The sequence below is a fragment of the Pseudomaricurvus hydrocarbonicus genome, assembly GCF_011602365.1.
Classification (GTDB): domain Bacteria; phylum Pseudomonadota; class Gammaproteobacteria; order Pseudomonadales; family Cellvibrionaceae; genus Pseudomaricurvus; species Pseudomaricurvus hydrocarbonicus.
The window spans coordinates 33,254-59,419 of the sequence record NZ_JAAONZ010000011.1; the positions used below are offsets into that span (position 1 = coordinate 33,254).

21 protein-coding genes are annotated in these 26,166 nt (G+C 47.7%); 13 read left to right on the forward strand and 8 right to left on the reverse strand.

Features of this window, described 5'->3' with window-relative positions; all coding sequences use genetic code 11:
- The first annotated feature begins 22 nt into the window (after positions 1-22).
- On the forward strand, positions 23-1,213 hold the full coding sequence (locus G8770_RS13960; RefSeq protein ID WP_167187891.1) for a thiolase family protein: 1,191 nt from the start codon (positions 23-25) through the stop codon (positions 1,211-1,213).
- Positions 1,214-1,235: 22 nt separating this feature from the next.
- Positions 1,236-1,673: a Zn-ribbon domain-containing OB-fold protein gene (locus G8770_RS13965; protein WP_208022265.1), complete on the forward strand. Its 438-nt coding sequence runs from the start codon at positions 1,236-1,238 to the stop codon at positions 1,671-1,673.
- A 54-nt stretch (positions 1,674-1,727) separates the two neighbouring features.
- Here G8770_RS13965 and G8770_RS13970 read toward each other — a convergent pair whose 3' ends face one another.
- The 4 genes from G8770_RS13970 to G8770_RS13985 form a co-directional block, all read right to left on the reverse strand.
- Entirely contained in the window at positions 1,728-1,895 is a 168-nt protein-coding gene (locus tag G8770_RS13970; RefSeq protein ID WP_167187894.1) for a hypothetical protein, read from the reverse strand.
- Between the two features lie 10 nt (positions 1,896-1,905).
- On the reverse strand, positions 1,906-3,012 hold the full coding sequence (locus G8770_RS13975) for an NAD(P)H-dependent amine dehydrogenase family protein (protein WP_167187896.1): 1,107 nt from the start codon (positions 3,010-3,012) through the stop codon (positions 1,906-1,908).
- Between the two features lie 339 nt (positions 3,013-3,351).
- A complete protein-coding gene (locus G8770_RS13980) occupies positions 3,352-4,659 on the reverse strand; it encodes an amidohydrolase family protein (RefSeq protein ID WP_167187899.1) in 1,308 nt (435 codons plus the stop codon).
- Positions 4,660-5,268: 609 nt separating this feature from the next.
- Positions 5,269-5,937, reverse strand: a complete 669-nt coding sequence (locus G8770_RS13985; protein ID WP_167187902.1) for a TetR/AcrR family transcriptional regulator — start codon at positions 5,935-5,937, stop codon at positions 5,269-5,271.
- A 238-nt stretch (positions 5,938-6,175) separates the two neighbouring features.
- Between G8770_RS13985 and G8770_RS13990 the strand changes: the two genes are divergently transcribed.
- The 3 genes from G8770_RS13990 (at position 6,176) to G8770_RS14000 (ending at position 10,569) form a co-directional block, all read left to right on the forward strand.
- Entirely contained in the window at positions 6,176-7,177 is a 1,002-nt protein-coding gene (locus tag G8770_RS13990; protein ID WP_208022266.1) for an aromatic ring-hydroxylating oxygenase subunit alpha, read from the forward strand.
- A 58-nt stretch (positions 7,178-7,235) separates the two neighbouring features.
- Positions 7,236-8,783 carry a class I adenylate-forming enzyme family protein gene (locus G8770_RS13995; protein ID WP_167187905.1) on the forward strand — a complete coding sequence of 516 codons (1,548 nt, stop codon included), beginning with the start codon at positions 7,236-7,238 and terminating at the stop codon, positions 8,781-8,783.
- Between the two features lie 157 nt (positions 8,784-8,940).
- A complete protein-coding gene (locus G8770_RS14000; RefSeq protein ID WP_167187908.1) occupies positions 8,941-10,569 on the forward strand; it encodes a GMC family oxidoreductase in 1,629 nt (542 codons plus the stop codon).
- A gap of 50 nt (positions 10,570-10,619) precedes the next feature.
- Here G8770_RS14000 and G8770_RS14005 read toward each other — a convergent pair whose 3' ends face one another.
- Positions 10,620-12,098, reverse strand: a complete 1,479-nt coding sequence (locus G8770_RS14005) for an aldehyde dehydrogenase family protein (protein WP_167187911.1) — start codon at positions 12,096-12,098, stop codon at positions 10,620-10,622.
- A 128-nt stretch (positions 12,099-12,226) separates the two neighbouring features.
- On the opposite strand from G8770_RS14005, the gene G8770_RS14010 reads away from it, so the two are divergent.
- The 6 genes from G8770_RS14010 to G8770_RS14035 all read left to right on the forward strand — a co-directional run bounded on the left by G8770_RS14010 (position 12,227) and on the right by G8770_RS14035 (position 18,177).
- On the forward strand, positions 12,227-12,895 hold the full coding sequence (locus G8770_RS14010; RefSeq protein WP_167187912.1) for a TetR/AcrR family transcriptional regulator: 669 nt from the start codon (positions 12,227-12,229) through the stop codon (positions 12,893-12,895).
- Between the two features lie 273 nt (positions 12,896-13,168).
- Positions 13,169-14,077 carry an alpha/beta fold hydrolase gene (locus G8770_RS14015; protein ID WP_167187915.1) on the forward strand — a complete coding sequence of 303 codons (909 nt, stop codon included), beginning with the start codon at positions 13,169-13,171 and terminating at the stop codon, positions 14,075-14,077.
- Positions 14,078-14,182: 105 nt separating this feature from the next.
- A complete protein-coding gene (locus G8770_RS14020; RefSeq protein WP_208022267.1) occupies positions 14,183-15,061 on the forward strand; it encodes an SDR family NAD(P)-dependent oxidoreductase in 879 nt (292 codons plus the stop codon).
- A gap of 6 nt (positions 15,062-15,067) precedes the next feature.
- A complete protein-coding gene (locus tag G8770_RS14025) occupies positions 15,068-15,904 on the forward strand; it encodes an enoyl-CoA hydratase/isomerase family protein (protein WP_167187918.1) in 837 nt (278 codons plus the stop codon).
- A 64-nt stretch (positions 15,905-15,968) separates the two neighbouring features.
- A complete protein-coding gene (locus tag G8770_RS14030) occupies positions 15,969-17,150 on the forward strand; it encodes a lipid-transfer protein (protein WP_167187921.1) in 1,182 nt (393 codons plus the stop codon).
- Between the two features lie 166 nt (positions 17,151-17,316).
- The gene (locus tag G8770_RS14035; protein ID WP_167187924.1) at positions 17,317-18,177 is read left to right on the forward strand and encodes a MaoC/PaaZ C-terminal domain-containing protein; all 861 of its coding nucleotides are present in this window, start codon (positions 17,317-17,319) and stop codon (positions 18,175-18,177) included.
- 190 nt (positions 18,178-18,367) lie between these two features.
- On the opposite strand, the gene G8770_RS14040 is transcribed toward G8770_RS14035, so the two are convergent.
- A complete protein-coding gene (locus G8770_RS14040) occupies positions 18,368-20,818 on the reverse strand; it encodes a TonB-dependent receptor (protein WP_167187926.1) in 2,451 nt (816 codons plus the stop codon).
- Between the two features lie 630 nt (positions 20,819-21,448).
- Between G8770_RS14040 and G8770_RS14045 the strand changes: the two genes are divergently transcribed.
- Together G8770_RS14045 and G8770_RS14050 are read left to right on the forward strand one after the other, a co-directional pair.
- The gene (locus G8770_RS14045) at positions 21,449-22,249 is read left to right on the forward strand and encodes an enoyl-CoA hydratase (RefSeq protein WP_167187928.1); all 801 of its coding nucleotides are present in this window, start codon (positions 21,449-21,451) and stop codon (positions 22,247-22,249) included.
- A 257-nt stretch (positions 22,250-22,506) separates the two neighbouring features.
- A complete protein-coding gene (locus G8770_RS14050) occupies positions 22,507-22,884 on the forward strand; it encodes a hypothetical protein (protein WP_167187931.1) in 378 nt (125 codons plus the stop codon).
- Here the strand turns inward: G8770_RS14050 and G8770_RS14055 are convergent.
- Together G8770_RS14055 and G8770_RS14060 are read right to left on the reverse strand one after the other, a co-directional pair.
- The gene (locus G8770_RS14055; RefSeq protein ID WP_167187934.1) at positions 22,844-24,346 is read right to left on the reverse strand and encodes a class I adenylate-forming enzyme family protein; all 1,503 of its coding nucleotides are present in this window, start codon (positions 24,344-24,346) and stop codon (positions 22,844-22,846) included. The genes G8770_RS14050 and G8770_RS14055 overlap by 41 nt on opposite strands.
- A gap of 320 nt (positions 24,347-24,666) precedes the next feature.
- Positions 24,667-25,743, reverse strand: coding sequence for a lipocalin family protein (locus G8770_RS14060; protein WP_167187936.1), 1,077 nt, complete (start codon positions 25,741-25,743; stop codon positions 24,667-24,669).
- Positions 25,744-26,166 lie beyond the last annotated feature (423 nt).

Sequence of the window (26,166 nt, forward strand, 5' to 3'; positions counted from 1 at the left end):
TCCTCACTGGCGAATAATCAATATGACCACTAAATACCTCGAAAAAAACGCCATCATCGCAGGTGTTGGCCAATCGCAGGTAGGCCGGCGCCTGGACCGCAGCGGCCTGCAACTGACCGTGGATGCCACCAAAGCCGCACTTGCAGACGCGGGCTTAACCACCGCTGACATCGATGGCGTAGCCAGTTGGCCCGGCAATATGGAAGCCATGCAGCCAGGCTTTTCCCCGGTATCGGTAACCGATATCAAAGAAGCCATGGGGCTGGAACTGAACTGGTACAGTGCAGGCAGTGAGTCCACTCAAATGTCAGCCATTATCAATGCCTGTATGGCGGTGGCCACCGGCCAGGCTCGACACGTCCTGTGCTTTCGCACCATGTGTGAAGCCAGCGCTATCGCCAAGGGTTCACGCTCAAGTCTGGTGGGTGCTGGACGCAACCGCATTGGCGGCTCATTCCAGTGGCAAATTCCGTTCAATGCCTTTTCTGCCACCAACTGGGTCGGGCTGGCAGCCTCGCGTTACATGCAAGAATTTGGCATGACTCGCGAGCAGCTGGCACAAATCACCCTCACTGCCCGCCGCAATGCGCAATTGAATCCGAAAGCAATTTTCACCGATCCATTGAGCTTGGACGATTATCTTCAGGCTCGTATGATCTCCACACCATTGTGTCTGTTTGACTGTGACATTCCGGTCGATGCCTCGACCGCAATCATTATTTCCCACGCGGACACAGCGCCGGATCTGAAGAGCATTCCCGTGCGCTTTGAGGCTATTACCGGCCCCCTCAAAGGCCGCGACAGCTGGGACCAGCAAATCGACCTGACGCGCTTTAATGGCGAACCTGCCGGAACCAATTTGTGGCAGCGCACCGATCTAACACCGGCCGATGTGGATGTCGCTCAACTCTATGACGGTTTCAGTTTCCTCACGGTTTTATGGCTCGAAGCCCTGGGTTTCTGCGGACGTGGCGAAGCCGGTGCCTTTATTGAGGGAGGCCAGCGTATTAGTCGCGATGGTGAGCTGCCACTCAACACCCACGGCGGTCAGTTGTCTGCAGGGCGCACCCACGGCTTTGGGTTCTTCCACGAAGCCGTACTGCAGCTTCGAGGCGAAGCTGGCGAGCGTCAGTTGAGCCAGCAGCCCAAGGTCGCAGCAGTCGCCAATGGCGGCGGCAATATCGCTGGCGCCGCGCTACTGGTCAGAGATTGAGTCACGGAATTAAGGAATAGAGATGATGTCAGACGTCAACGAAACACCTGTTTACAAGCGCGCCCTTCCCGGCCCGCTACCGGAGCTGGATGAACTCAACCGTTTTTTCTGGGTCTCCGGCGAAGATGGCACCCTGCGCTTTCAGCGCTGCGGTGATTGCAACCACTGGCAACATCCGCCCAGTGTGATCTGCCCAAAATGCCTGGGTGAAAATATCGCCCCGCAAGCAGTGTCCGGTCTGGCTACCGTCGGCGCTGTCACCGTGAATCACCAGGCGTGGACGCCCGGCATGACAGAACCCTACGTCATTGCCATTGTCGAACTCGATGAGCAGCCTGGCTTGCACTTGACTACCAACATCGTCGGCATCGATCCCGATAAAGTCGTGATTGGGCAACGGGTAAAGGTGGTTTTCGAACACGTCGACGATGTCTGGCTGCCTTTATTTGTTCCCGTATGAGGCTCAGGCCAGAATGTCTGTGACCTGACTTTACATGCATACGCCACCGCAGGATTATTCATCGCCTCTGGCAAAATCAGCACGATGACTGGCATGGCTATGAATTACCGGAATCAACGCCAAGTCTTTTTCCAACAATCCACGCTGACATTCATTAACCAGCAGCGCCCAAGGCGCTGCAAAGGGTAGCTCAGCCACCAGCCACCATCTAGTCTCTGCCATGGTCGTCGTATTATTTGCGCACAATGAGCGGGCTTTTAAAATTACGCAAATCCGGAGTGTAGTTAGCGAAGTTATAAGCCAGCACAATGCCAGGCTCAGCACCGCAAACCAATGGAATTGCCTGAATCATAGGTACCGCGGTGGCATAGTAAGCCGGCAGGGTATTGTCGCCTGGACGATGCTCCAGATTCTCTTCCACAGAAGCCATCAGTTGGAACTGACCTCGCAGAGATACTGGTTCACCTTCGATCGTGATATTGTAATAATCACCACGATGAAGACCGTCGGGTAAATCGCGCTCATCCACATACCAGATCTCTTCCAGCGTAATGAATTTCTTGCCGTCAACTATGGCATGATACAGAAAATTAACGCCGTTACGCTTGCCTTCTTCCACTGTAAATGGAATCAGCTTGTAGTCTTCACGAGCCACAAAATACCTCTTTTCAGACTCGATGTGATCCAACTTTACACCCATAATGTGGCAGGTTAAAGCCAATGTTTCCGAGTAACCCCGGTCGCCGACATTTTCAATCCATGGCGTTTCTGACATATCAGAACCATAACCCAGCCCACCCATCATATCCGCGCTTTCAATATGACTGTTATCAGATAATTCCTGAACGTGAATATGCTTAATAGTAGTACTGGCTCCAGTCATGGTGGCAATTATGCGCTCATACAACCAGCCCGGATTCACCCCGGTACCGTGCAAACAACTGCCTCCCTTTTTACAAGCCGCCTCCAGCTTGTCGTGTAATGCCTGAGAATGATAAGCCGGATACCACCAACCCGCCGAAGTCACCAGACTTTTACCGGATTCGAGAAGACGGCAGGCAATATTGGTGGCATCAGAATTGAGATCCAATTCGGCACTCATATTGACCGAAAACAACACCACATCCGCTTCTTGAGCGATCATAGCCTCCTGATCTGTGGTCATCTTGATACCGACAGGTTCGACCCCCAGATAATCGCCAACATCCATGCCATTTTTGCTGTCACTGTAAGCAAGCACTCCAACCAGTTCCAGCTCCGGCTTTTTAATCACTTCCTTGAGGCAAGCGTTACCAACAATGCCTGGCCCCCAGACGATAACTTTATAAGGTGCGCGCATATTAAGACCTCTTTTTCTTATTGGATAGGTTCATTAAAAGACGTGAATACACTGAAAATTAGTGCCTTATTGGACAATTAACACCAAAAAGCTCCAGGCATACGAAGGTAAAGACAATGCATGCCCGCTGTTCCTTCGTGTGTTGTTGAAGCGGAAAAGCCACAGCTCTCTTAATGACTAGATTAAACGGTAAACGAGCTGTAGCTTTTGCGGTACTGATAAAACTTGAGGACAGTCGAATTCGCAACATCGAAATGACTGCACATCCCGGGAGCGATCAGACGCAGGAAACATCTGAGAATCTCGCCCCGGAAGCGAACTTGTTTAAAGCCAACAAAATCAGTCTTCTCGAACCACCGCATGAGTTCCGGCCAGCTGCTTAAGAATATCTCCGTAAGTAACTACGCCATCATGCTTGGCCGGCGGAATACCCGCACCCGAAGTGTCGGTATAAGAAAGATCGACATGCTTGGCTTTCTCACGCAGGGCACCTACGGTACAGTCTTCTTTCTTTAGATGCTCAAATGGGTTGAAGTTATAAGCTCTCATGGCATTTTCGTGAGTGATCTTATTGATCTCATCGTCTGAGGCCTCTTTCATACTTTCCCACAGAACCTCTGGTGATTGAGGCCAGGTGGTATCAGAGTGTGGGTAGTCACATTCCCACATCATCGTGTCAACACCAATTTCTTTACGCAACTTCACCGCTACTGGATCATAGATGAAACAGTTAAAGACGTGGTCACTGAAAACCTCACTGGGCTTACGGCCACCAAAATCCTGGTTCGTCCAAATATGTTGCTTATTAACAAAGTCAGCGCGATCTTTAAAATGAGGAATCCAGCCCGACCCACCTTCAGACAGAGAAAAGCGAATGTTCGGGTATTTTCGAAGAATGGCTGAAAAAGTCAGGTCGCTCGCCGTCGCATACAATGAAATTGGCAAATTTGTGATAAAAACATCCACGGGAGATTCTGTTGAGGGAACAGACATGGACGGGTCAGAAATATGCATACAAATATTAACATTGTTATCTGCGCACGCCTTCCAAAGCGGATCCCAAAATTCGTTCTGGAGGCTTGGCATTCCTGTCATATTGGGATTCGGTGGAAATACGATAGCATGACACCCAAGAGCGGATATACGCTTAACTTCTTCTGCCGCTAATTCGGCATCCCACGTTGGCACAATACCCATAGGAATAAAACGACCGGGAGCCGCCTGACACCAATCCAAGATATGCCAGTCGTTCCAGGTTTGCACGATGGCATAAGCGAGATTTTTATCTTTAAGTCTCTCCAGGTTTTGACCACAAACCCCAGGCACCGATGGGAAATTCAGACTTGACAGAACCCCATTGACGTTCATATCGTCAACACGAGCTTTAACATCGTAAGTGCCCGTACGAAGCTGCTCGTAACAGGTAGGCTCCATTCCGTACTCTTCTTTACGGCGACCAACAACCGCATTTAACGCCATATTGGGGAAGGTCATATCCTCTACGGCCCACAGATCTTCACCGCCAGCTCCTTTGACGACTTTAGGCATCCGATCTTTATATTTGGCCGGTGCATGGCGTTCAAATGCATCAGGTGGCTCGACTACGTGGTCGTCCACACTAATCAGAATCATATCTTCCATCTTCATTATTATCATACCTCGTACGGAATTAATTATAAGGACACTTTATCGCCATCCGTTGCGGCTGTTTCAGGCCAAAAAAAACAGGTTTTTAAAAAAAAAGATGACTGATTGTTAGTTTATGGGCAAAATAATAAGTAGTCAAGCAGGGATCGTTGAGAAAGAATCTTCAGAGAAGCCTCTGGCGTAACACCCCATAAAGGGCTGTCACCAACCTAAAATGATGTAATTGGCTAAGCAGGCTAAAACCGAATTAAGGGGTAAACCCTGAAAATTACAGGTTATGGAGGAGAAAAAACCGAGACGACTGCCACTGGTCGAGTAGAAACCTATTCTTCACATCAGCACATCACTTAGGCTGACAAAAGATTGACTGTGGGCCGAAAAAAGATTTGTTGACAAGTAACCGTTAACACAGCCACCAACCTGATAACTGACCATATGCCAAATATCTGGCAAGGAAGATAATAGAGGCGACTGGAAGAGGATATTAACAAAAGAAAGCCAACAACATAGTGAATAGGGTCCAGCACGCCCTTGCTTCAGAAAGAAACGACTCGAATACGGATCTACTCTACTGCAACAAGGGCAACTGAATACCAAGCGTCCAGCATACTAAGACTGATTGTCTCCGCTGCAGCTGAGGGTTCGCGCAATAATACGAGTCATCGCATCCCACATTGCACCAGCACCGACACCGCGATCGATGGACTCCAAGTCGGTAGCGGCCAACCTTTCCATCGCCGCAACCAACACTGAAGCTTCAGCCAGAGCATCATTGCGTGTGAATTTGGATTTCTTGGGGCGTGCTGCGTAAATATGATCGGCGAATCGACTGACCATTCGCACCGACGTTCTCAAACGGATACTCTCAAACTCCAGGTCACCACGATCAGCCTCCAGATTGCGGTAGCGCAGAATTTCCCGATGCTTATCCCAGACAGAAACGTAAGCTGAGACTACCTTCTTGGCGTGCTCGACATCCAGTAAATTAGGATCCCAAGGCTCGTCCAGAACCTCATGAACTTCAGTCATGTCAGCTTCCGCCGCTTCGTTAAGCGCAAGTAGCATACCTCGAACATCCGTAAAATACAGATAGAAGGTGGCAGACGATGACTTGGCTTTTTTGGCAATGGCAACTGCCGTCAACTCCACTGGTGAGTTCGTTTTCAACAATTTCAATGCTGCAGTCATCAAGCGCTGTCGCGTTTCAAGACCTTTACGCCCTAAAGACTGTCCATGATTATTGGTTTTCACCACTCGCACCATAATTGCTGATCTCACTTGAATATCACATTAAGCAGGATTATAACACCAACCAAACTTAAAAATTAACAAATATCATTTATTTATTAGTTTTTTGGAATGTCCATTAGGAATAGTAATGAACAGTAAGCCCAATGAGCTAGATGATAATACTGTTTGCCCACCACAATAACTGATGATATATTAGTTTTATTCCGAGCGCCTCTGCGCGCAAGCAACCCCACCCACTCCCGAGAATAACGAGGAGCACTGCGCAATGAATGTAAAAGAGTTACCTTTTTCAATGAAGCCTGTCGGCTGGTTTCAGGTAGGCTGGAGCAAAGAGATACCAAATGGTGGCGTTAAACCAATGCGCTATTTTGGTGAAGATCTGGTGGCATTTCGCAGTGAAACAGGCGAGCTCAGCATCATGAATGCCCATTGCCATCATCTGGGAGCCCACCTGGGATATGGCGGCAAGGTTGTTGGCAACGAACTCGCCTGCCCCTATCACGGTTGGCGCTGGAATGGAGAAGGCAAAAACACACATATTCCCTATCAAGAACATACCGTCAACAAACGCCTGAAAACCTGGCACAGCTCTGAACAACATGGGTGTATATTCCTCTGGCACGACCCAACCGGCGCAGCACCTCGCTGGAGCCTGCCACATATGTTTGACAGTTTTCGCGATTATCTGGATATGGACGAAGAAGAGTTCTACCCAATCTACCCTCACGGCGCCCGAATCTGGTCTAAAGAAGAAGTTCACCCACAAATTACATTTGAAAACAGTGTCGACTCTATGCACTTCCGTTATGTGCACGACTCTCCGCTTGACCCGGAACTGCTGGAACAGGATTACCATCAAGATGGTTCAGTTTTCCGGACCCTATTTGGTTTTCGCTCAATAAAACACAACAATGAAATCACTATGACTTTCGACACTCGCACCTCAGGGGTCGGAGCTTCATTTAATGTTTTCAAAGGGTCTTACAATTATCGAGTGCTTTTTAGTGCCACTCCAGTAGATGACTCTTGTTCAGACTTGTTTAATACCATTTGGTGGCCGCGCAAGCCCGGCGACCAAGGCGACATGCCTGAAGACATTCAAGCTCGCGTTGACAAAGAAATCCTCACAACAGTCGATGAAGATCTGCTTGTCTGGCGGCATCAAACGTATGTAAACCGCCCATTATTGGCAAAACAAGATGTCAGAGCCTTTAAAGCTCTGCGCAAGTGGCAGGCAGGATTTTATGATTTACCACCCGTAGAATAGCCCCTCCGCACGATTTAAGACAGCCATGAATATAATAAATCTACCTTGGAGTAGCCTCATGCGAAGCCATCTGCCCCTGACCCTCGGGGATACGCTGGAAGATAATGCCAACCGCTTTGGTGACCAGCCTGCCTTCATCATGGACAATCAAATCCTGACTCACGGGCGATTACTACAGCGGGCCAAAAAACTGGCCTCCGCCATTGAGCAACAAGGCCTGCGTCGTCAGGATCGCATCAGCATTCTATCGATGAACTCACTGCCTTTTGCCGAAGTCATGGCCGCTGGCCACTGGAGCGGATTGATTGTATCTACGGTCAACTTTCGTCTGGCGCCACCTGAAATAGCTTATATCATTAATGATAGCTCACCGCAGATTTTGTTCTTTGAATTTCAGTACCTACCCGTCATTGAACAGCTTCGATCACAGCTATCCAGCGTTGAGCGCTATGTGTGTATCGGTGGAAGCACAGACTGGGCCATTGATTACGAAGTTTTTATCGAAACCGGTCAAGATGAAGGGTCATCCTTTCAGGCCAAAGAAGAAGATATTGCCTGCTTAATATACACCAGCGGCACCACGGGAAAACCTAAAGGCTGCATACTCGGACAGCGGGAAATGAGGGTCTCAGCCCAATGCATGTCTGTGGAAACCCGATCTGGCCCCTGCGATAGAATTTTGCTGGTGATGCCATTATTCCATATTGGCGCTTTGGCGATGCAGATGGGCGTCCACTTTCGTGGCGGTTGTGTTGTGCTTCATCGTCAGTTTGACCCAACTGAACTACTCAAGAGCGTCACCAATGACGGCATCACCATACTTCATCTGGCACCGACATTGGTTCAAATGATGCTTGACCACCCTGCCGTAACGGATACTGATTTCTCCAGTTTACACACCCTGGTTTATTCCGCAGCGGCCATGCCACTGCCGCTGCTTAAACGTGGTATGTCCATGCTGGGTAACGTCTTTGTCAACTTATATGGCCAGACTGAAGTGTTCAGTTCTGGACTGCTGCGCGAACAACACAGACCAGAGGGTAGCGAGAAGGAAAAACACTGGCTAACCTCTGTTGGACAACCCTTTCCCAACACCCGAATTCGCATTGTTGATGATAACGGTAGCGACTGCCCAACCGGAACTGCTGGCGAAATTATTGTCCAGTCAGTCGCTATGGCTCGCGGCTACTGGAATAATCACCCCGCCACTTTGGAGACCTTTCGCGACGGCTGGTGCCATTCCGGTGATGTGGGGATTATCGACGAAGATGGCATGTTATACCTGGTCGATCGAAAAAAAGATGTCATTATCTCGGGCGGTGAAAACATCTATTCCCGCGAAGTTGAGGATGCTGTACTCACTCACCCCGCCATTATCGAGTGTGCGGTAATTGGTCAAGCTGATGACAAATGGGGTGAAACGGTATGTGCGGTAGTGGTATTTAAGCCGGGAATGGAAGCGTCTGAAGAAGACATTATCGATCATGTAAAAACTATGATTGCCAGCTATAAAAAGCCTCGCTCTGTGATTTCGGTCACCGACATTCCCAAAATGCCAACGGGTAAAATTGACAAAAAAGTTTTACGGCAACAAATGGGGGGCTAACCGCCACGTCAACAGAGATAAAACGCTATCTTTGACAAAGATCGATCAACCTCCCTGAGCGAGAAAATCAAAATGCGACTCTCTATTCGTTGAAGATACCCCATCCCTTGTGTAACTTTTCTCTATCCTCCACAAAAGTTATAACAAAGGTCTCATAATGGTTTACGACTACATTATCGTCGGAGCAGGATCTGCTGGTTGCGTGTTGGCAGACGCACTGACCCACGACGGAAAGTATCAGGTATTACTGCTTGAAAGCGGCCCTGAAGACAAAAACTTTTTACTCGACATGCCTCGAGGAATTGGAAAAATTCTGCAGCCTGATAGCCGTTATGTTTGGCAGTATCAAATACATAAAGGCTTTCCCCACTTCAACGAAAGCAGCGACTCCAATCAAGAAACCTGGTTAAAAGGCCGGGTTCTAGGCGGGTCGAGCAGCATTAATGGCATGGTGTATGCTCGAGGTTTTCCATCTGATTACGATGAATGGGAAACCCTGGGATGCGAAGGCTGGAATTGGCAGAACTTACTACCGCACTTTATTGCTCACGAACAGCACGAACTCGGCGCCAACCCTGCTCGCGGCGACAAAGGCCCGTTGCGTATCACCACTCACCCAAAGGACGGTAGCGGACTGCCAGTTCGTCAGCTGGGTGATGCGACACTTCAGGCAATGGCAGACACTGGCATTAAAACTACCGAGGATACCAATCTGGATGGTGGTGCGGGCTATCAGCCTCGTACTATTAGCGGCGGAAAACGTTGCAGTGCTGCAACCGCATTCCTGAAGCCAGCGATGCAGCGTAAGAATTTAACCGTGATTCACAGCAGCCAGGCTCAGCGTATCGTATTTGACAAAAAACGAGCTGTTGCTGTAGAAGTTAAACACAAAGGTACCTTAAAGCGCTTAGACTGCCAACGAGATATCATTCTTTCCGCCGGGGCCATTGAGTCTCCTAAATTACTGTTGCTCTCTGGAGTTGGTGATTCCGAGCAATTGCAATCGCTGAACCTTCCTTCGATTCATCATGCACCCGAGGTCGGGCGCAATCTCCAAGAACATTATTTTATCCAAACTCAGTACCGTGTTCGGGATGGCAGTTTAAATTCCGCGTTTCAGGGCCTGGGGTTAATAAAAAGCATACTCCGTTACTTGTTGTTTCGTAATGGCCCAATGAGCCACGCTGCACAGGAAATTATTGCCTATACTTCCAGTCGATCGGAGGCCGAACGCTCTGATTGTCAATTAGGTGTCGGCCTTTATTCCCTGGCTCAAAACAAATACCCTCCGGCTCCTGAAAAACTCCCTGGCATAACCATTGGCGGCTACCCAATGCACCCAACCTCAAGAGGTAGCTTGTCTCTACAGTCAGCCGATCCTGACACAGCGCCGCTGATTGTCGCCAACTTCCTGCAAACGGACAAAGATCAAAAAACTGCCGTCGCCATGCTTCGGAAAATCAGAAATATTTCACAACAACCATCTCTCGCACCTTATATCGAACAAGAACTGAGTCCAGGAAAAAACGTCGAGACTGATGAAGAGTTACTGGATTTCTATCAGAGAAACGGCATGACGGCCTACCATGTGTCAGGCACCTGCCGTATGGGAGGTGATTCTGATTCGGTGGTGGATACACGCACAAACGTTCGCGGAGTGACGGGGTTGCGAGTTGTTGACACCTCAATTTTCCCTCGCCTGCCCTCTGGCAATACCAATGCACCGACGATGGCAGTTGCCCGTCATGCCGCTGGAATGATACTCGAAGACGCACTCAGAAGTTGATAAATCGGCCGCCGATCAGAATACTTTGCATCTGGTCGGCGGCCTATGGTTTACCCTGCGTGATAGCTGATATTTTTAACCTGACAAAAATCCAGAAGTCCGTGACGTCCCAGCTCCCGGCCAAACCCTGAACGCTTATAACCCCCAAACGGAGCTGCCGACAGCATGGTGCCAGCGCCACCATTAATGGCAATATTCCCAGTACGCACTTGCAACGCCATACGGTATGCTTGACCCGTATCTTTGGAAAAAATCATGCCGCCCAGGCCATAATTGGATTCATTCGCCAGGCACAGAGCCTCTTCATCGCTATCGAAACCAATAACCACGCCCACCGGACCAAAAATTTCTTCCTGTGCGATCACTGATTGATTGTCAACATCATCAAATAACGTTGGATTAACATAAAAACCAGTATTTACCCCTGGTGGGCGGTCTCCACCAAAAACCAGCTTGGCGCCAGCGTCAACTCCAGATGCAATATACTGCTCTACCCGCTCCCTTGCCGCCGCACGAATCAGAGGCCCCATGGTGACATCCGCTTGCAGAGGGTTACCCACTTTAATAAATGATGACATTTGCCGCAGTAGTTCTACGTATTGAGCCCTGACATCGTTATGCACCAAATGACGAGTAGTTAAAGCACAGCCCTGTCCCGCCTGAAACGTAAAGCTCATCAAACCAGCTTCTGCTGCTTTCAGTAAATCCGCATCGTTTCGAATGATCAGCGCGGACTTTCCGCCGAGTTCCATGTGCAGTCGCTTGAGAGAAGGTGCTGCCTGAGTCATAATTTTCGAGCCAACGGCATCCGAACCGGTAAAGCTGACAAGATCAACACGTACATCGGTGGTGAGTCGCTCTCCTACCAGCAAGTCACCATTGAGAATATTCAAAACACCTTCGGGCAGCTCACAAGCAACTGCAGCTTCACCCAATATAAACGCCTGTAGTGGCGTGTAAGGGGAAGGCTTTAAAATAACTGTATTGCCCGTTACAAGGGCGTGAAAGACTTTGACGACATTCAGGAAAAATGGGAAATTGTAGGCTGTAATTGCCGCCACCACCCCAACGGGCTCATACACCAGCTGCGCGCCCCCCAGAACCGTGGAGCCATCCATCGCAGGCGATACTTCCAATGGCACAGGTTCCGGCACAAGTTGTAACGCATCCTCGAGTAATTGGCTGGCATGCTTCATACTCATATCAAAATGCATAACCGCAGCAACCATTTGTGTTGCACCACATTCAGTGACAATCAACTCAATAATTCGTTCACGCTGTGAAATTAAATAACGGTGAAACCCACGCAAATACTCTATCCGGTGGTGACGAGATAATTTTGACCACTCGCCTTCATCAAACGCCTGACGAGCCGCCTGTAGTGCCAGCTCAGTTTCGCGGTCACCCGCCAGCGGCGCTTCGCAGAGAACCGATTCATCGGCAGGATTAATCACTGTCTGACATTGCAAGTTAGCACTATCCAGCCACTGGCCGTTGATAAATAATTGATTTCGAAGATGATTTTGCATAGTGTATCGACACCTTTTTTATTTATGATTGGATTTCTGCCACCCATTATTGCTGACAAGACTGGAAAGAAAACCACTTTCGGGTCGCATTTTGGGTATTTTGAGTAAGTCGTTTGGGACCGATTCCGATGCTTCAACAAACCCCCCCGCCTCAACCTCGAAAAGTGCCCAAACAAGGCCGCTCTCAACATATGGTCTCTTCGATTTTGGATGCCTGCTTGAGAATACTGACCGAATATGGCGAGGAAGCACTCACCTTACCGCTACTGGAGCATGTTTCCGGAGCGGGAAAGGGTTCTATCTATCAATATTTTCCCAATCTTGACGCGATCGTTGCCGAACTTTATCAACGCGAATGCCACGCAGCCATAGAGGATAGTGCTTTCCGCTTACTCTTCCTCGATAGTCGCCCAGAAGTGACACTTGAGTCATTATTAGAAAAAATGATTAACTGCAGCGTTGCCCTTCATGATCGACTGAAATCTTTACACTTATCGTTCCACACTCGTTATAGCGCGTATTTTGATATTGGTAAAATCTACGGGGAAAACTACGGGCTTATAAACTTTGTGGATGATCACTTTGTGCCTTTAGTGCTAAAGACTCATCCCGATGTCACGGCCGATAGAGCCCGGGAAGCCGTCACCTTCTTGTTACAGGGCATGCAAAGCCAATTCTTTAATGCGCTGGAATTCTATCCGGAGAAGATCTACGAACCCGATTTTCAAAAATATTTAATCAATATCGGCCTGTGGATTCTCGATGAAAGATTGCGATCAATGGAGCCTCAGTACTGAGTATCAACCTGACTCCTATTCAGCTCACGCTACCAATCCAATACCGGGCTCCAGGCACCCGAGCGGATTGACCCACCCTATCATCCCTGCAACGACCCTCCATAAAACCGCCTTTAACGATCGCTTGATGCCTGCCCCGTCACCCTTCTCGCAAATTGTCCATCGCAAACCCACCCCTGCAAACTAGCGGCTTGCCCACCCCAATAACTGATGATATATTAGTTTTACTATCAGGAAAATAACATAACCCATACGCCGCCAGGAAAGCTCACCATGGAGCCAGCCACAAACTTGCTAAAGCAAAAAAGCCATTACACCTTATCTCACAAAGCTCCTGCGTGGATACGGAACAACTTGGCGTGCGCTGGCCTGTCTGGCCAGGTTTTTATAGATGGCGCTTCAATACATTATTTGGGGTGGGAGTGGGACGATCAAAGCCGTCCGGCAATTATTCTGATTCACGGATTTCGCGGTCATGCCCATTGGTGGAGCTTTTTGGCTCCCTTCTTCCTGGATACCTATCGTATCGCGGCCATTGACTTATCAGGCATGGGGGACAGTGACCATCGTGATAGCTATGGCCCCTTTCGGTTCGCAGAAGATATCCTTGCATTTATCGATCATTTTTCGCTAACCGCACCCACCTTAATTGGTCATAGCTTTGGTGGATCACAGGTTTTAAAAGTCTGCGCTCAAGCACCAGAACGAATTGGACATGCCATTATCGTTGACACTTATGTTAATTTTCCCGATAGCGATCAGTTACCGGTTATCGCACCCTTATTGCAGACAAAAAAACATCCTTCAAGGGAACAGGCAATTGATCGTTTCCGACTTGATCCTCCTCAACCTGAAGTATCAGATATATTACTGCACCATATTGCCTACCATTCCGTCAGACACAGTCACGCTGGCTGGCATTGGAAATTTGATCCCGCGCTCACCAACTTCGAAGAAAAGAATGGTCCTGCCCTGCTGGAAAATGTTCAGACAAAAATCGATTATGTCTATGGTGAGCGAAGTATTGTTGCTGGAAATGGCCGGGCTCAGCGCATTTTTCAGCTTCTTCCTAATGCGAATCAGTTAGTGAAATTGGATAACGCTTACCACCATTTAATGCTGGACCACCCCTTAGAGCTTGTCGATACGTTACAAAAATTATTACAGGCGGTGAGAGAGTAATGCTGTTTGAATCGAAAGTTTCGATAACACGTTTTCACATCCATAAATCAACATGACAGGTGCAATGACGCCTGTCTTTAATCACAGACCAAAGAGACCGAAACCATGCCCTTAGAAAGTATGTCCTTATTAGAAAATAAAGTTGCACTCATCACCGGCGCCGGCCAAGGGTTGGGGGCAGCTTACGCACGCTTGCTGGCTGACAATGGCGCAGCAGTTGTGATTAATGATATCGGTAAAAATACCGAGGGTCAGTATCTGGCCGAGGTACTGGCACAGAGCATTCAGGCCACTGGTGGCAAAGCAGTAGCCCATACCGGAGACATATCGACAGCTGAAGGAGGAAAGTCACTCCTGAAAACTGCTCTTGAGTGTTTTGGCAGTGCGGACATTCTAATAAACAATGCCGGAATATTGCGTGACAAAAGCTTTTTAAAATTGACAGAAGAAGACTGGGATTCGGTACTGACTGTTAATCTAAAAGGAATGTTCAATGTTGCGCAACCCGTATTCGCCTGGATGAAAGAAAATGGAGGCGGCGTAATTGTTAATACAGCGTCCACATCCGGGCTAATTGGAAACTTTGGCCAATTAAACTATGCGGCAGCTAAAGCCGGTGTACTGGGCTTGTCAAACGTTATGGCCATTGAAGGCGAAAAATCTGGAATCCGCGTATGGACTCTCGCTCCGGCGGCTACTTCGGCATTAACCGCTCCACTCATGAACGACGAACAGCGCCAGCTGCTTGACCCTAAGCATGTGGCTGAAACCGTTCTTTATATGGTCAGCAATTTGTCAGGCAATCGCACGGGACATTGCCTGTTTGCGTCAGGGCAAAGTATCCGCGAGTTAAAATTTGTTAGCGCTGATGGCATCCGGGGACCTGGCGAAAACCCGGAAATCGACGCACAAAGCATTGCAGCGGCAGAAGACAAAATATTTTTAGATGCTCCAACACTGACAATTATGGATTTTGCAAAGTAGTTTCTTATGACGGATAACAACAGTTCAATCTCAGGGGTCACAAACAGTGGCAAGCGCGTTGATGGCCCGGTTGTGTTTTCTGTAGACAACCACATTGCCCATATTCGCTTTAACAGGCCAGACTGCCTGAACGCACTTAATGTGGATACTGCCAAAGCCCTACTGTCGATTGTCAATGAGATTAAAGACATACCATCGGTCAGGGTAATTGTCCTCAGCGGGGAAGGACGAGCATTTCTCGCTGGTGGCGACCTCTCCTACTTTCAGGCTGCCGGTGAAAATGCAGGTGAAGCTGCACGCACACTGATAGACCCTATTCATGCCGCGATTGCAGCCCTGTCAGAAGCGCCGCAACCTGTTATTGCTTCAATTCACGGAGCTGTTGCAGGCGCAGGAATGAGTTTGGCAATGATCTCAGACCTGGTTATTGCGGCCGATAACACCATCATTAACTCGGCCTATATCCGTGTCGCCAACAATCCCGATTGTTCAGGCACATGGACTCTTCCGCGGTTGGTTGGCATCCATAAAGCCATGGAAATTTTGCTGTTGTCCAATAATATCAATGCTGACGAAGCACTCAGATTAGGCATGGTGAATTGGGTCGTTGCGGTCGATAAACTGCAAACCGAAACCGAAAGTTTGGCACAACAACTGGCGGCATCCGCCCCTCAAGCATTGGCATCGATCAAACGTCTGGTTCGAAAAAGCCTCGATTCCAGCCTGCAATCACAGCTTGATGATGAAGGTGAGAGCTTTGCAAACAACGCAGACACAGACGATTTTAAAGAAGCCTTAAGTGCTTTTTTTGATAAGCGGTCGCCAACGTTTAAAGGTTGTTAGAACGACAGATACCTTACCGATATTATTTTATAGGCTGAATAAGCCTATCTGAAGAGGAAAAATCATGAGTAGTAACGCTCTAATTGCCGGGGTCAACATGGTAAAATTTACCAAGCCCGGAAAAAGTGAAGAATATGATGTTCTCGGAGCCACTGCTGCCAGAAATGCCCTTCTCGATGCAGGCATTCCTTATCAGGATGTCCAGCAGGCATTTGCAGGGTTTGTGTTTGGTGACACCTGCTCGGGTCAGACCGCTCTTTATAATGTAGGACTCACCGGAATCCCAATCATCAATGTCAATAATGCCTGTGCTTCCGGCTCAACAGCACTATTTTTAGCACAGCAAGCTGTTCGCAGTGGTGCCGTTGATGTTGCTCTCGCCGTTGGTTTCGAACAAATGCCCAGTGGTGCTCTTGCCAGTGATACTTCTGATCGAAAGGCCACAACAACCCGTTTGGATGCCGCGGTAGAAAGCATCCAGGGATGGGATAGTAACGTGATGCAAGCTGCGATGTATTTTGGCGGCGCAGGTAAAGAGTATCTCGAAAAATACAACGCCAGTGCCGATCTGTTCGGAAAGATTTCTGTAAAAGCCCGAAAACACGCCGCACAAAACCCCTATTCTTTGTTTACAACGCCGCTAACGCTCGAAGATGTCATGGGTGCACCAAGCATCTACGGTCCTCTAACTCGCTTGATGTGCTGTCCCCCCACGTGTGGTGGCGCAGCCGTGGTTGTCGTGTCTGAAAACTACGCCAAAAAGCGCAATCTAAAAAATACGATTCGTATAGCAGGTATTTCTTTGCAGACCGATGGCCCTGACTCTTTTGAGAGTGGCAGTATGATCAATGCCATCGGTGCCGGAGTAACTCGTCGCACAGCTCAAGCGGCATTTGAGCAAGCCGGAGTTGGCCCGGAAGATGTTAATTTAGTAGAGCTGCATGATTGCTTTTCTACCAATGAGGTCATCAGTTATGAGGCGTTGGGACTGTGCTCTGAAGGTGGTGCTGAAAAATTCGTGGCCGACGGTGATAACACCTTTGGTGGCCGAATAGTGACGAATCCTTCCGGTGGCCTTCTCTCCAAAGGTCATCCGTTGGGTGCCACTGGACTTGCCCAAATTACAGAACTCACCTGGCAACTGCGGGGCACCGCCGGCGATCGCCAGGTACCGAATGCCAGAGTAGCATTACAACACAACATTGGCTTAGGTGGTGCTTGTGTCGTCTCTGTACTGACCCAATAGATTATAAGTCCAGGTGAGTAAACACGATAACAGGGAGTGTATTTTTACTTCCTGTTGCTGATCGAGTGCATTCCATCGAACGCGCAATCGAGTTAGCCTACCTTAAATGAACAGCGGACCTATTTAATACATCAACATTTACTCAGAACAATAAACGGGAGATCCCATGGCTTTCGAATATGAAAAAATAAAAAATTGGCCAATACCGGAAGACATACAAAGCTATTCCGCCAACGACACCATACTTTATGCGTTAGGTATCGCGGCAGGAGCAGGAAATCCAAGTGAAGACCTGCCTTTTATCTACGAAATGAATCTCAAGGCTTTTCCAACAATGGCCGTTGTGCTCGCTACCGGGCCTATGTGGGTAGCAGATCCCGCTACCGGGATTGATCTAACCAAGCTTCTGCATGGCGAGCAATATCTGACCATTCACAAGCCTCTGCCATCTCACGGTCGAGTTCGCGGTGTTAGTTTTGTCGAGGAAATTTATGACAAAGGAGTTGAAAAGGGCTCAGTCATGATGCTGAGCCGAAAGATTTATGATGACGAAAGTAATGAATTACTGGCCACCACAACGTCCGGTGTATTTTTACGCGGTAATGGCGGTTGTGGTGGGCCATCTGAAGGCCAACCCAAACCACATCCTCTGCCAGAGAGAGATCCTGATACATACATAGATTTTATTACTCGTGAAGAACAGGCTGCCATTTACCGCCTTAGTGGTGATTCTAACCCATTGCATATTGACCCCAAGTTTGCTGCCATGGGTGGATTTGACCGCCCTATTTTGCACGGGCTGTGCAGTTTTGGTATTGCGGGTCGAGCTATCCTCAAGGCCGTTTGCAACAATGACCCGAATCGCTTGAAAACCTTGAATTTACGTTTTGCGTCGCCGGTCATGCCTGGAGACACGCTTCGTACGGAAATCTGGGAAGAAGCCCCAGGTCAAGTTGCCTTCAGAGTTAAGGTGTTGGAGACAGATACCGTTGTTCTTACCAATGGACTTGCTGAATTCAGTCTGTGATGCAAGGCATACGTGTATCTCCACTACCTATTACCGAATACAATACCATTCACAAAACTTTAAAAGCCATTTAAAAGTACATGGCTTTATATAAATTCTTTCTTCCGCTTTATCCAAAAAATCAGTTTACACCATCATAAAAAAACCGCCGGAATCGGCGGTTTTTCTTTAGTATACTGACACGATTATATTAAAAATTATATTTTGCAGTCACTCCCCAGTAAGCCTGAGCACCACGGGTAGTCCGACTCTGAACACGGCCCTGACCGGCATAACCATTAGAGGCTGACAGTGAGCTTGCAAAATATTCATCCGTAATATTTTTCCCGAACAACATGACGCTCCAGTACCCAGCCTGATCCTCAATACCCAGGCTCACATCTGTTAAACCATATGACTCTTGCGTCAGTGCTGGATCATAGTCCAGAGTCAAGGAAGTGTCATCTTGCCAGGTGTATGATACTTGAGCAAACAGATTCAACGGAGCCGACTCCAACGGAATATTCATACGAGCCTGGACATTATAAGAAAGTTCTGGAGCAAGTACCATTTGGCTGCCAGAAACATCCTGTACAAACACACCACCATTATCGACGTTACAACCTTGAGATGCCGTCTGCCCGGGGTAACATGGCTGGATTAGATCATCAATTTCAGTATCAAGATAAGACACGCTGGCTGATAACATCAGGATATCAGTGGCAGCCCAGTCTAAACTTCCTTCAATACCTTGTGTCGTCAAAGTACCCGCGTTAAATGTTTCAGTGTTAATACTGCCAGGCACCACACGCGAGGTTTGCAAGTCGACCACTTCCTGCCGAAATACAGCTCCATTCAATTGAACGCTGTTATTAAACAACTGGGACTTCAAGCCGATTTCATAAGCCGTCGTAGTAGATGGATTAACCACTGCATTTGATGCATTCGCGGAACGTCCAATGTTAGCGCCGGCACCCACAAAGCCGCGAGAAGCCGTGGCGTAGAGCTGGGCACTGTCTGAAAAATCCCATGAGAAACCCGCTCGACCACTCCAGTCTGCAGAAGTATCATCCCGCTCAAATTCCGTGGTTGTTAAACCACCGCCAGCTAAAACCGCAGCAACCGAAGGATCGGACAAATCCAAGTAAGTATATTCCACACCGAAATCAATAGCCCCCGGAGTCACAAAAGCCAGCGGCACTTGATAAACCTGATTCCAGTATTTGATATTCATATCTTCCTGAGTCCAGCGCAAACCGGCAAAAATATCAAATGTGTCACTCACATGGAAAGTCACGTCACCAAACGCAGCATAACTATTCCAGGTCGCCGTTGCTTCTTTGGGATCGGCACGATAGACGGCGTTGTTAAACAAGGACGTTGGAGCAATATTATCCGCTACTTCTTCCATGTGACTGTAATAAGCACCGGCAATCCAGTCGAGCTTATCAGTGCTGCCTTCAAAACGTAACTCTTGACTGAAATACTCAATCTCGTTAGCGATCAGCTCATCGTGTGGACGTGTACTAACGTTAGTATCAATCATCGCGACCAACCCCAGCCCATAAGTTTGAGTGGCATTGGCTGGGGTATTATCAACATCAATTGAGGAATAACTAGAGCTGGAACGATAGGCAGTGATGGATTTCAACGTCAGCTCATCACTAAACTCTTTGGTCAGATCAAAGCTAATACCATAGGATTCCATATTCGCTTGTTGGTCATGGTCCTGACTGGTTTTAAAGGGGTCATCAACAACCTCTTGACCGAGAGCCGCATTACCGCCCCCCAACGATCTCAGACGGATGGCACCGATCGTATCGTAGGTCAAACCAGATACTGGATCGACGCCAGAACCAGATTCCACCGCGTCAACGTGTTGTGCACCTTCAGACGAACGTACTTTACGATAGTCGGCGGTTACCAGTAATTCAGTCGAATCATTAAAGTTGATGGCAAGTTTACCCATCACTCCCATGGTTTCTTCGCCACCCAAGTCAGGATTACCATCAATCACGTTTTCAATATAATCATCGCGGTTGGTGTACATTCCAGACAGCCGCAAATAAATCTTGTCACTCAGCGCTGTGTTGTACATCAAACGAGTAGTATATTCCTCATCATCAGAGAGAGACTGCTGCACATACCCTTCGGTCTCGGATGTGGGTGCTGCACGTACGATATTAACCACACCACCGGTAGCATTCCGGCCGTAAAGAGTACCTTGCGGGCCACGCAGTATTTCAATACGTTCAATGTCGCCCAAATCTGCAGAGAACTCACTGATTCGTGACAGAGGAACACCATCCACAACAAAAGAAACACTCGGTTGAATACCGCCTTCTATACCCATGGAACCGATACCACGAATAACAAAATTGTTGGCAAATGGCATCCCGCCTTTCTGGAATACCACCGAAGGCGTAGCAATAGCCAGGTCTTGCGCATTATTGATCGAACGTGCTCTCAAAGCATCTGCTTGAAGAACATCCACAGAAATAGGTACATCTTGTAGACTTTCTGCACGCTTTTGTGCAGTTACAATAACCTCCTCAATCACGGCAGCATGACTCAAACTGGTAAATGCTGCCAGAGCTGCCGCGAGTGCAGTCTTATGAAATATTTTATTAGACGTTTTGTAAAATATGGTATTAACGGGCATAGCTGGAACTCCCTTAATTTTTATTTTTATAAAAACAGAATTTACCCCAGACAACAACTGACTAATCGTCACTTTTAATATTTTGTACGAAAAAACATCGACCCGCAAGATATAATAAACAAATAGTCAGCTTTTAATTAAGAAACAGACTTAATGATCAGAATTGTTATTTAGGTCAGTAGCCACATTACCGCTAGTAACCCATCCTCGGCTCTATCGTGAAGAAATCACACAATATATCCAAGGCATGGAGATCGATACTTTAAGAATAAGCAAAGCATTAAGTTGAAACATCCTAACAAGATATGAAAGCCAAAAAACTTATATAAAAAGCTAGAAACCGCTAATTAATACCGTTTTTCAGATATAAAAGACCGGCAACATAAACCTTATTATCTTTACCCATACATGGACAGTAAACACATTCTATTCCATACACGTATGGTCTTAAAATATTGAAATCCCCCTTTCTCTGGACTGCCAAGATTAAAACTGTAAATCGGCTGAAACAGAAAGAATTGCATCCAAATATATCTGGTGTTAACTTATTAACTGATATACTGCCAGTTAAAATCACTAAGGGCTTAGATTTACATTTAGCACAATCACTACTTACGAGGCATCAAACCTATGGATTACAATGATATTACCTATGAAAAAATCGGGCATGTCCTGCGGGTTTGCCACAACCGCCCTAGCAAAGGCAATGCTCAGTCAACCCGCTTATTAGCAGAATTGGACGATGCCCTCGACCGCGCCAAAAGAGATAATGATGTTCGCGTATTGATTATTGGAGGCGTTGGCAAGCACTTTTCAGCCGGACACGATCTGGTAGATGGGCTTGAATTACGTGGAAACTACACTGTAGAACAGCATTGGGATTGGGAGCAAGAACACTTTCTGGGCAACGCAATGCGTATCTGGGATTTCCCGAAGCCGACTATTGCTCAAGTCAGTGGTGCCTGTATTTCAGGTGGTTTTATGGTTGCCAACTCTTGCGATCTGGTCGTTGCCAGTGACGATGCCTATTTCTCCGATCCGGTTCTACACTCTATGGGCGCTGCTGCCGTTGAAGCCTTGGTACACCCATGGGTTCTCGGACTGCGTAAAGCTAAAGAACTACTGTTTACCGGTGGTCGAATTTCCGCGCAGGAAGGAAAAGAATGGGGCATGGTCAATCATGTGGTCAACCGTGAAGAACTGGAAGACTTCACCCTTAAATTTGCAGAACAGATTGCCAAAGCGCCTCCTCATGCCATGCGTATGCTCAAGCGTTCATTGAATCGTACTGCGGATATCCAGGGGTTCCGCGGCAGCATTAACGCTCATTTTGATACCCACACTGTCAGCTCTTCCACTAAAGAGTTCTGGGATATCGTCAATCAAGGCGCAGCCAGCATGGTTGAAGGCGGCAAAAAATCCAGCTCCTGATTAATGCACATATTCACGGCCCCGCCACTTGAGGGCCGTGAACGTCACGGTAAAAATATGCACGAATGACTCAGTCGCATTGCCATTCAAAAAACGCTTGCGATCTACGCCAGCGCAGTTGATCGGGGCAATATGCCCGAACTGCTCTCAGTTTTTACTGACCATGCTGTTTTTCGACCTTTATCTGACTATCCTACCTGTTTTGGTCATGGGACATCAGCCAATTTTTTACTGACTTCGGTGATCTGATACGGTCATTGCCCGGTATCGATCCCAAAAGCTTCCAGTTAAATCACCATTTGACTACATCCAAAATTGACTTTGAAACATCCACCACAGCCAAAGGTTTCACCCGCTTTATGGTTATGTCTCCCTTTGGGCTTGATCATAGCGGCTACTATACGGATATTTTTGAAACTTTGGATAATGCCGATTGGCAATTGTCGCACCGTCAAATCACGCTCGACTGGAAAGCTCCCGCCTCCCCCTTAAACGCACTCTTCAAGAAAATCTCTGAAACAAACAACACCTACGGGCAGCGCCTGGCAAATCCGGCCATTAACACGACCTATTCCGAATCAGAATGCCCGGCATCTAAATTGACTCTTCTAACAATCCCGTCAATTGTGCCTTAAGATCAGCAGTGCTGAGCTTAAGACTGGTTGTCCGAGGCAGCTTTTTAAGCCAGATAAATTCAACCGGAATTTGGTGGGCGGCCAAATGCTCTCGACAAAAATCTTTCAAAGCTTTGTCAGAAGGTTTTGAACCATCTTTGCTAAGCTGCAATGCTGCCACAGGAACCTGACCTAATCGATCATCGCCAACACCCACGACTCCGGCATCCTCAATGTGGGGATGTTGGCGCAATATTTCTGCAACCACTTCAGGAGCCACTTTAAAGCCGCCCCTAAAGATGGTGTTATCATTTCTACCCTCAAACCACATAAAGCCATCGTCATCAATGTGCACCAGATCCGATGTTCGAATCCAGTTTGGCCCCACTCGTGCCGTCAGTACCTCTAACAATCCACTTTCATTATTCTGTAAGACCACACCGGTATCTCTATCGACCACTCGCAGGTTTATTCCTGGTAACGCACGACCGCAACTGCCTCGCTTGCTGGCTCCAAAGGTGTGTAATTCATCCAGCATCCAAGTCGTAACAACGCCGCAGAATTCACTGGCCCCATAGCTGAGGTTGACCGGAATACCCAACGTATCGGAAAAATAGGCATGAACTTTTGCGTCCAACGGTGCTGCACCGGTCCGAATAACCCTGACAGAGTTTAAGGATTTCCGGTCGATGCCGCGCTTATACAGCATCGCCATAGCGGCCGGAGGAATATCGGCAGTAGCAGGCTGATAACGCGCCATCAGTGTCAGCCAAGCATCCACATCAAATTTTTCCAACAACGCCAGAGATTGACCCATTAAAGCTGGCGGGAGCACCGCATATACTCCACTGATATTGCCCAAGGGCAAAGCGATAATCATAGGCGACGATGCGCCTTCACCTTGCATATTGCGAATACTGCTGACAGCCGCTTCGGCACTGGACTGAAGGTTAGCGAGTGACAGAGGAATTCGTTTGGGCGTGCCGGTTGTACCGCTGCTAAGCGTTTCTACAGCAACTTCCGGTAACCGGGAGCGGTCTGTGGTTAGACCTACACCGGTAAGATCTTCAACCCAGCGGACGCCTTCAGCACTGATACTCAAGGCTGCACTCCCCGCCTCCCTGGCTGCGGCGATGGTGACCGGGTTCCAATCATGGGCATCGGCGATAATCAGCGGATAACGCATCTGACGGATATCAGATGCCATTTTGATAGCGGATTGATAGCCGTAAATCATGGATGCTACCCGACCGTGGATCAACAGGCCCCAGAGACAGGCTACATGATGCGGACGGGTGTGGGCGATTAACCCCACTCGCTCACCCGATACAATACCCAAGACGTCTAGACGCCTCTTCAAAGCATCAACAAAATGGCTGACATAGTTCCAGTTATAGCTCTTGCCTTTAAAGTCAAATGCCATCCCCTGTGGTTGATTCAAAATAGCAGAGGATAGTTTTTCGGCAAGAGTGGAAGCTTGCATATAGATGACCTCGTAAGTTCTTGGAAGCTGTTACAGGGAAATTAACGAATTGGGATTTATTTTTATACTGAACATCAGAGAAATTCACTTGACTTCACAGGCAAACCTGCTAAAAAAAACTAATTTTCTATATTGTGCGCGTCATGCACAGCGGTGCTATAGTCGACGGTCTGCTACTACAACACGCGGGTGCACATGAATTAACTTTGTCATACATAATGACTGCCAGTCAGCATTTTTTTGATCAAAAAAAACGGTGCAGAAAATTATCACGACACCGTTTTTCCTTTCTTCAATTCCGAAGATCTGGGACAGAAGCTTTAACAGGCATCCGCAATCAGCGGTATCGCGGTCCAGCCATGCTCAACATAAGTACGCATATCGGTCAGTGGTATTGTGCGACCATCCGCCAGTTTCATTTCCCCTTCACTGTGTGAATGCAAACCATAGTGCATGGTAGCGCCTGACTTGGTCAGGTAGCTGTAGTAGGTACGGGAAGACGCTTCTATATCCATCTCAATATTACCATTGGGATGCTTCATACTAAAATGCCATTTCACAGGAACACGCAGACGGGTTTGAGGATCGACCCAGTATTCCAGCTCCTCCATTGTGATATCGCTTTGTCCATTTTCCATAAAGCTGATATCTTCACCATCAACGGTAACGTGGCTATAACTCTTGTTCATTTGTGGGTAAGAGTAGATAAAGATGCGGACTCGATCGCTGGCCCACCAGTTCCAATAGTATGTTTCACCACGCAAAACCTGCGCCAGATCAAAAGCAGGCTGGGTGAACTTTTCCTGGCAACCAAAGGACTTGTCTTTTCGAAGAGTATACGTTTTACCTTCATACTTTAGAGTACCTTCAGCGCATAGAGGATGCTCAAAACCGGCGATATTATTTTTAGCCAGGTCGGGATATGGCCCCTTGTGATAGGCTGCATCACCAATGCCGGTCAGCAGAAGATCAAACTCGACCCCCATGTGCTCACCTTTAATTTCCCAGTAAGGCGGGCGACAAATATGCTTGCGATTGCCTAACGTCCAGATAACGGCATCGTCCGTTTTTTCAATAGTAGCACGCGACCAGTCGTCCGTAGCCCAGCTCCGATTACCCACGAACTTGGTATCTTGCATACCCTTCCCATGATGGTCTTTGGGCGTCACCATAAAGGTCGTCTGCCCCTTAAATTCATCATCGACCTGCCAAGGCCCCTCCTTGCCACCACCTACTCGAAAAATACACGACACAAAGGACACTTCATCACCTTCGTCAGTTTCACCCATGATCATGAAACCGTTATTTTCCAGGTAAGGCATGCCTTGCGGCAACAGATCTTTATAACTCAGCTGGTCTTCAAGGTTCACATTAGTTTGCGCGATTTTTTCAATCATCCTGTGAGTGCTCCATCGTATTATTGTTTTCAGAGGTTATTGGATTGGGATAAAACATTGTGCACACCAGTCCACCCAATAAATGACACATTATCAGCTATTAAAATAAAACACCACCCGAGAAAGGTAAATATTGGTAAAAGCTGAGTATACGATAATAGCGCTTGGCTTTAGATAGATTAGAAATAAAAAGAAAATAACTTTACTTTTAGCGCAGTTACCATATGCGTCAATATTAAATTATCGCGGATAAAATACAGAGGCTTACTTCGATTATCTGCTTACATTCACTTTCATCTGCAGAATCAGCTTTGCAACAAGATACTGCGCTCCCGTTCTATATCACCACTCAATGATAGATAACCAATCCATAGCCGCCGGCGAGATTGTAAATATTTCCCACCACCCAGGAACCACCTCTGA

Coding starts and splice junctions, on each gene's coding strand:
- G8770_RS13980 (WP_167187899.1), bottom strand. CDS start 4,659: ATGAAGATGGAAGATATGATTCTGATTAGTGTGGACGACCACGTAGTC.
- G8770_RS14005 (WP_167187911.1), bottom strand. CDS start 12,098: ATGCAAAATCATCTTCGAAATCAATTATTTATCAACGGCCAGTGGCTG.
- G8770_RS13975 (WP_167187896.1), bottom strand. CDS start 3,012: ATGCGCGCACCTTATAAAGTTATCGTCTGGGGGCCAGGCATTGTTGGT.
- G8770_RS14010 (WP_167187912.1), top strand. CDS start 12,227: ATGCTTCAACAAACCCCCCCGCCTCAACCTCGAAAAGTGCCCAAACAA.
- G8770_RS13970 (WP_167187894.1), bottom strand. CDS start 1,895: ATGGCAGAGACTAGATGGTGGCTGGTGGCTGAGCTACCCTTTGCAGCG.
- G8770_RS14000 (WP_167187908.1), top strand. CDS start 8,941: ATGGTTTACGACTACATTATCGTCGGAGCAGGATCTGCTGGTTGCGTG.
- G8770_RS13960 (WP_167187891.1), top strand. CDS start 23: ATGACCACTAAATACCTCGAAAAAAACGCCATCATCGCAGGTGTTGGC.
- G8770_RS13990 (WP_208022266.1), top strand. CDS start 6,176: ATGAATGTAAAAGAGTTACCTTTTTCAATGAAGCCTGTCGGCTGGTTT.
- G8770_RS14020 (WP_208022267.1), top strand. CDS start 14,183: ATGCCCTTAGAAAGTATGTCCTTATTAGAAAATAAAGTTGCACTCATC.
- G8770_RS14035 (WP_167187924.1), top strand. CDS start 17,317: ATGGCTTTCGAATATGAAAAAATAAAAAATTGGCCAATACCGGAAGAC.
- G8770_RS14055 (WP_167187934.1), bottom strand. CDS start 24,346: ATGCAAGCTTCCACTCTTGCCGAAAAACTATCCTCTGCTATTTTGAAT.
- G8770_RS14060 (WP_167187936.1), bottom strand. CDS start 25,743: ATGATTGAAAAAATCGCGCAAACTAATGTGAACCTTGAAGACCAGCTG.
- G8770_RS13995 (WP_167187905.1), top strand. CDS start 7,236: ATGCGAAGCCATCTGCCCCTGACCCTCGGGGATACGCTGGAAGATAAT.
- G8770_RS13965 (WP_208022265.1), top strand. CDS start 1,236: ATGATGTCAGACGTCAACGAAACACCTGTTTACAAGCGCGCCCTTCCC.
- G8770_RS14030 (WP_167187921.1), top strand. CDS start 15,969: ATGAGTAGTAACGCTCTAATTGCCGGGGTCAACATGGTAAAATTTACC.
- G8770_RS14040 (WP_167187926.1), bottom strand. CDS start 20,818: ATGCCCGTTAATACCATATTTTACAAAACGTCTAATAAAATATTTCAT.
- G8770_RS14025 (WP_167187918.1), top strand. CDS start 15,068: ATGACGGATAACAACAGTTCAATCTCAGGGGTCACAAACAGTGGCAAG.
- G8770_RS14045 (WP_167187928.1), top strand. CDS start 21,449: ATGGATTACAATGATATTACCTATGAAAAAATCGGGCATGTCCTGCGG.
- G8770_RS14015 (WP_167187915.1), top strand. CDS start 13,169: ATGGAGCCAGCCACAAACTTGCTAAAGCAAAAAAGCCATTACACCTTA.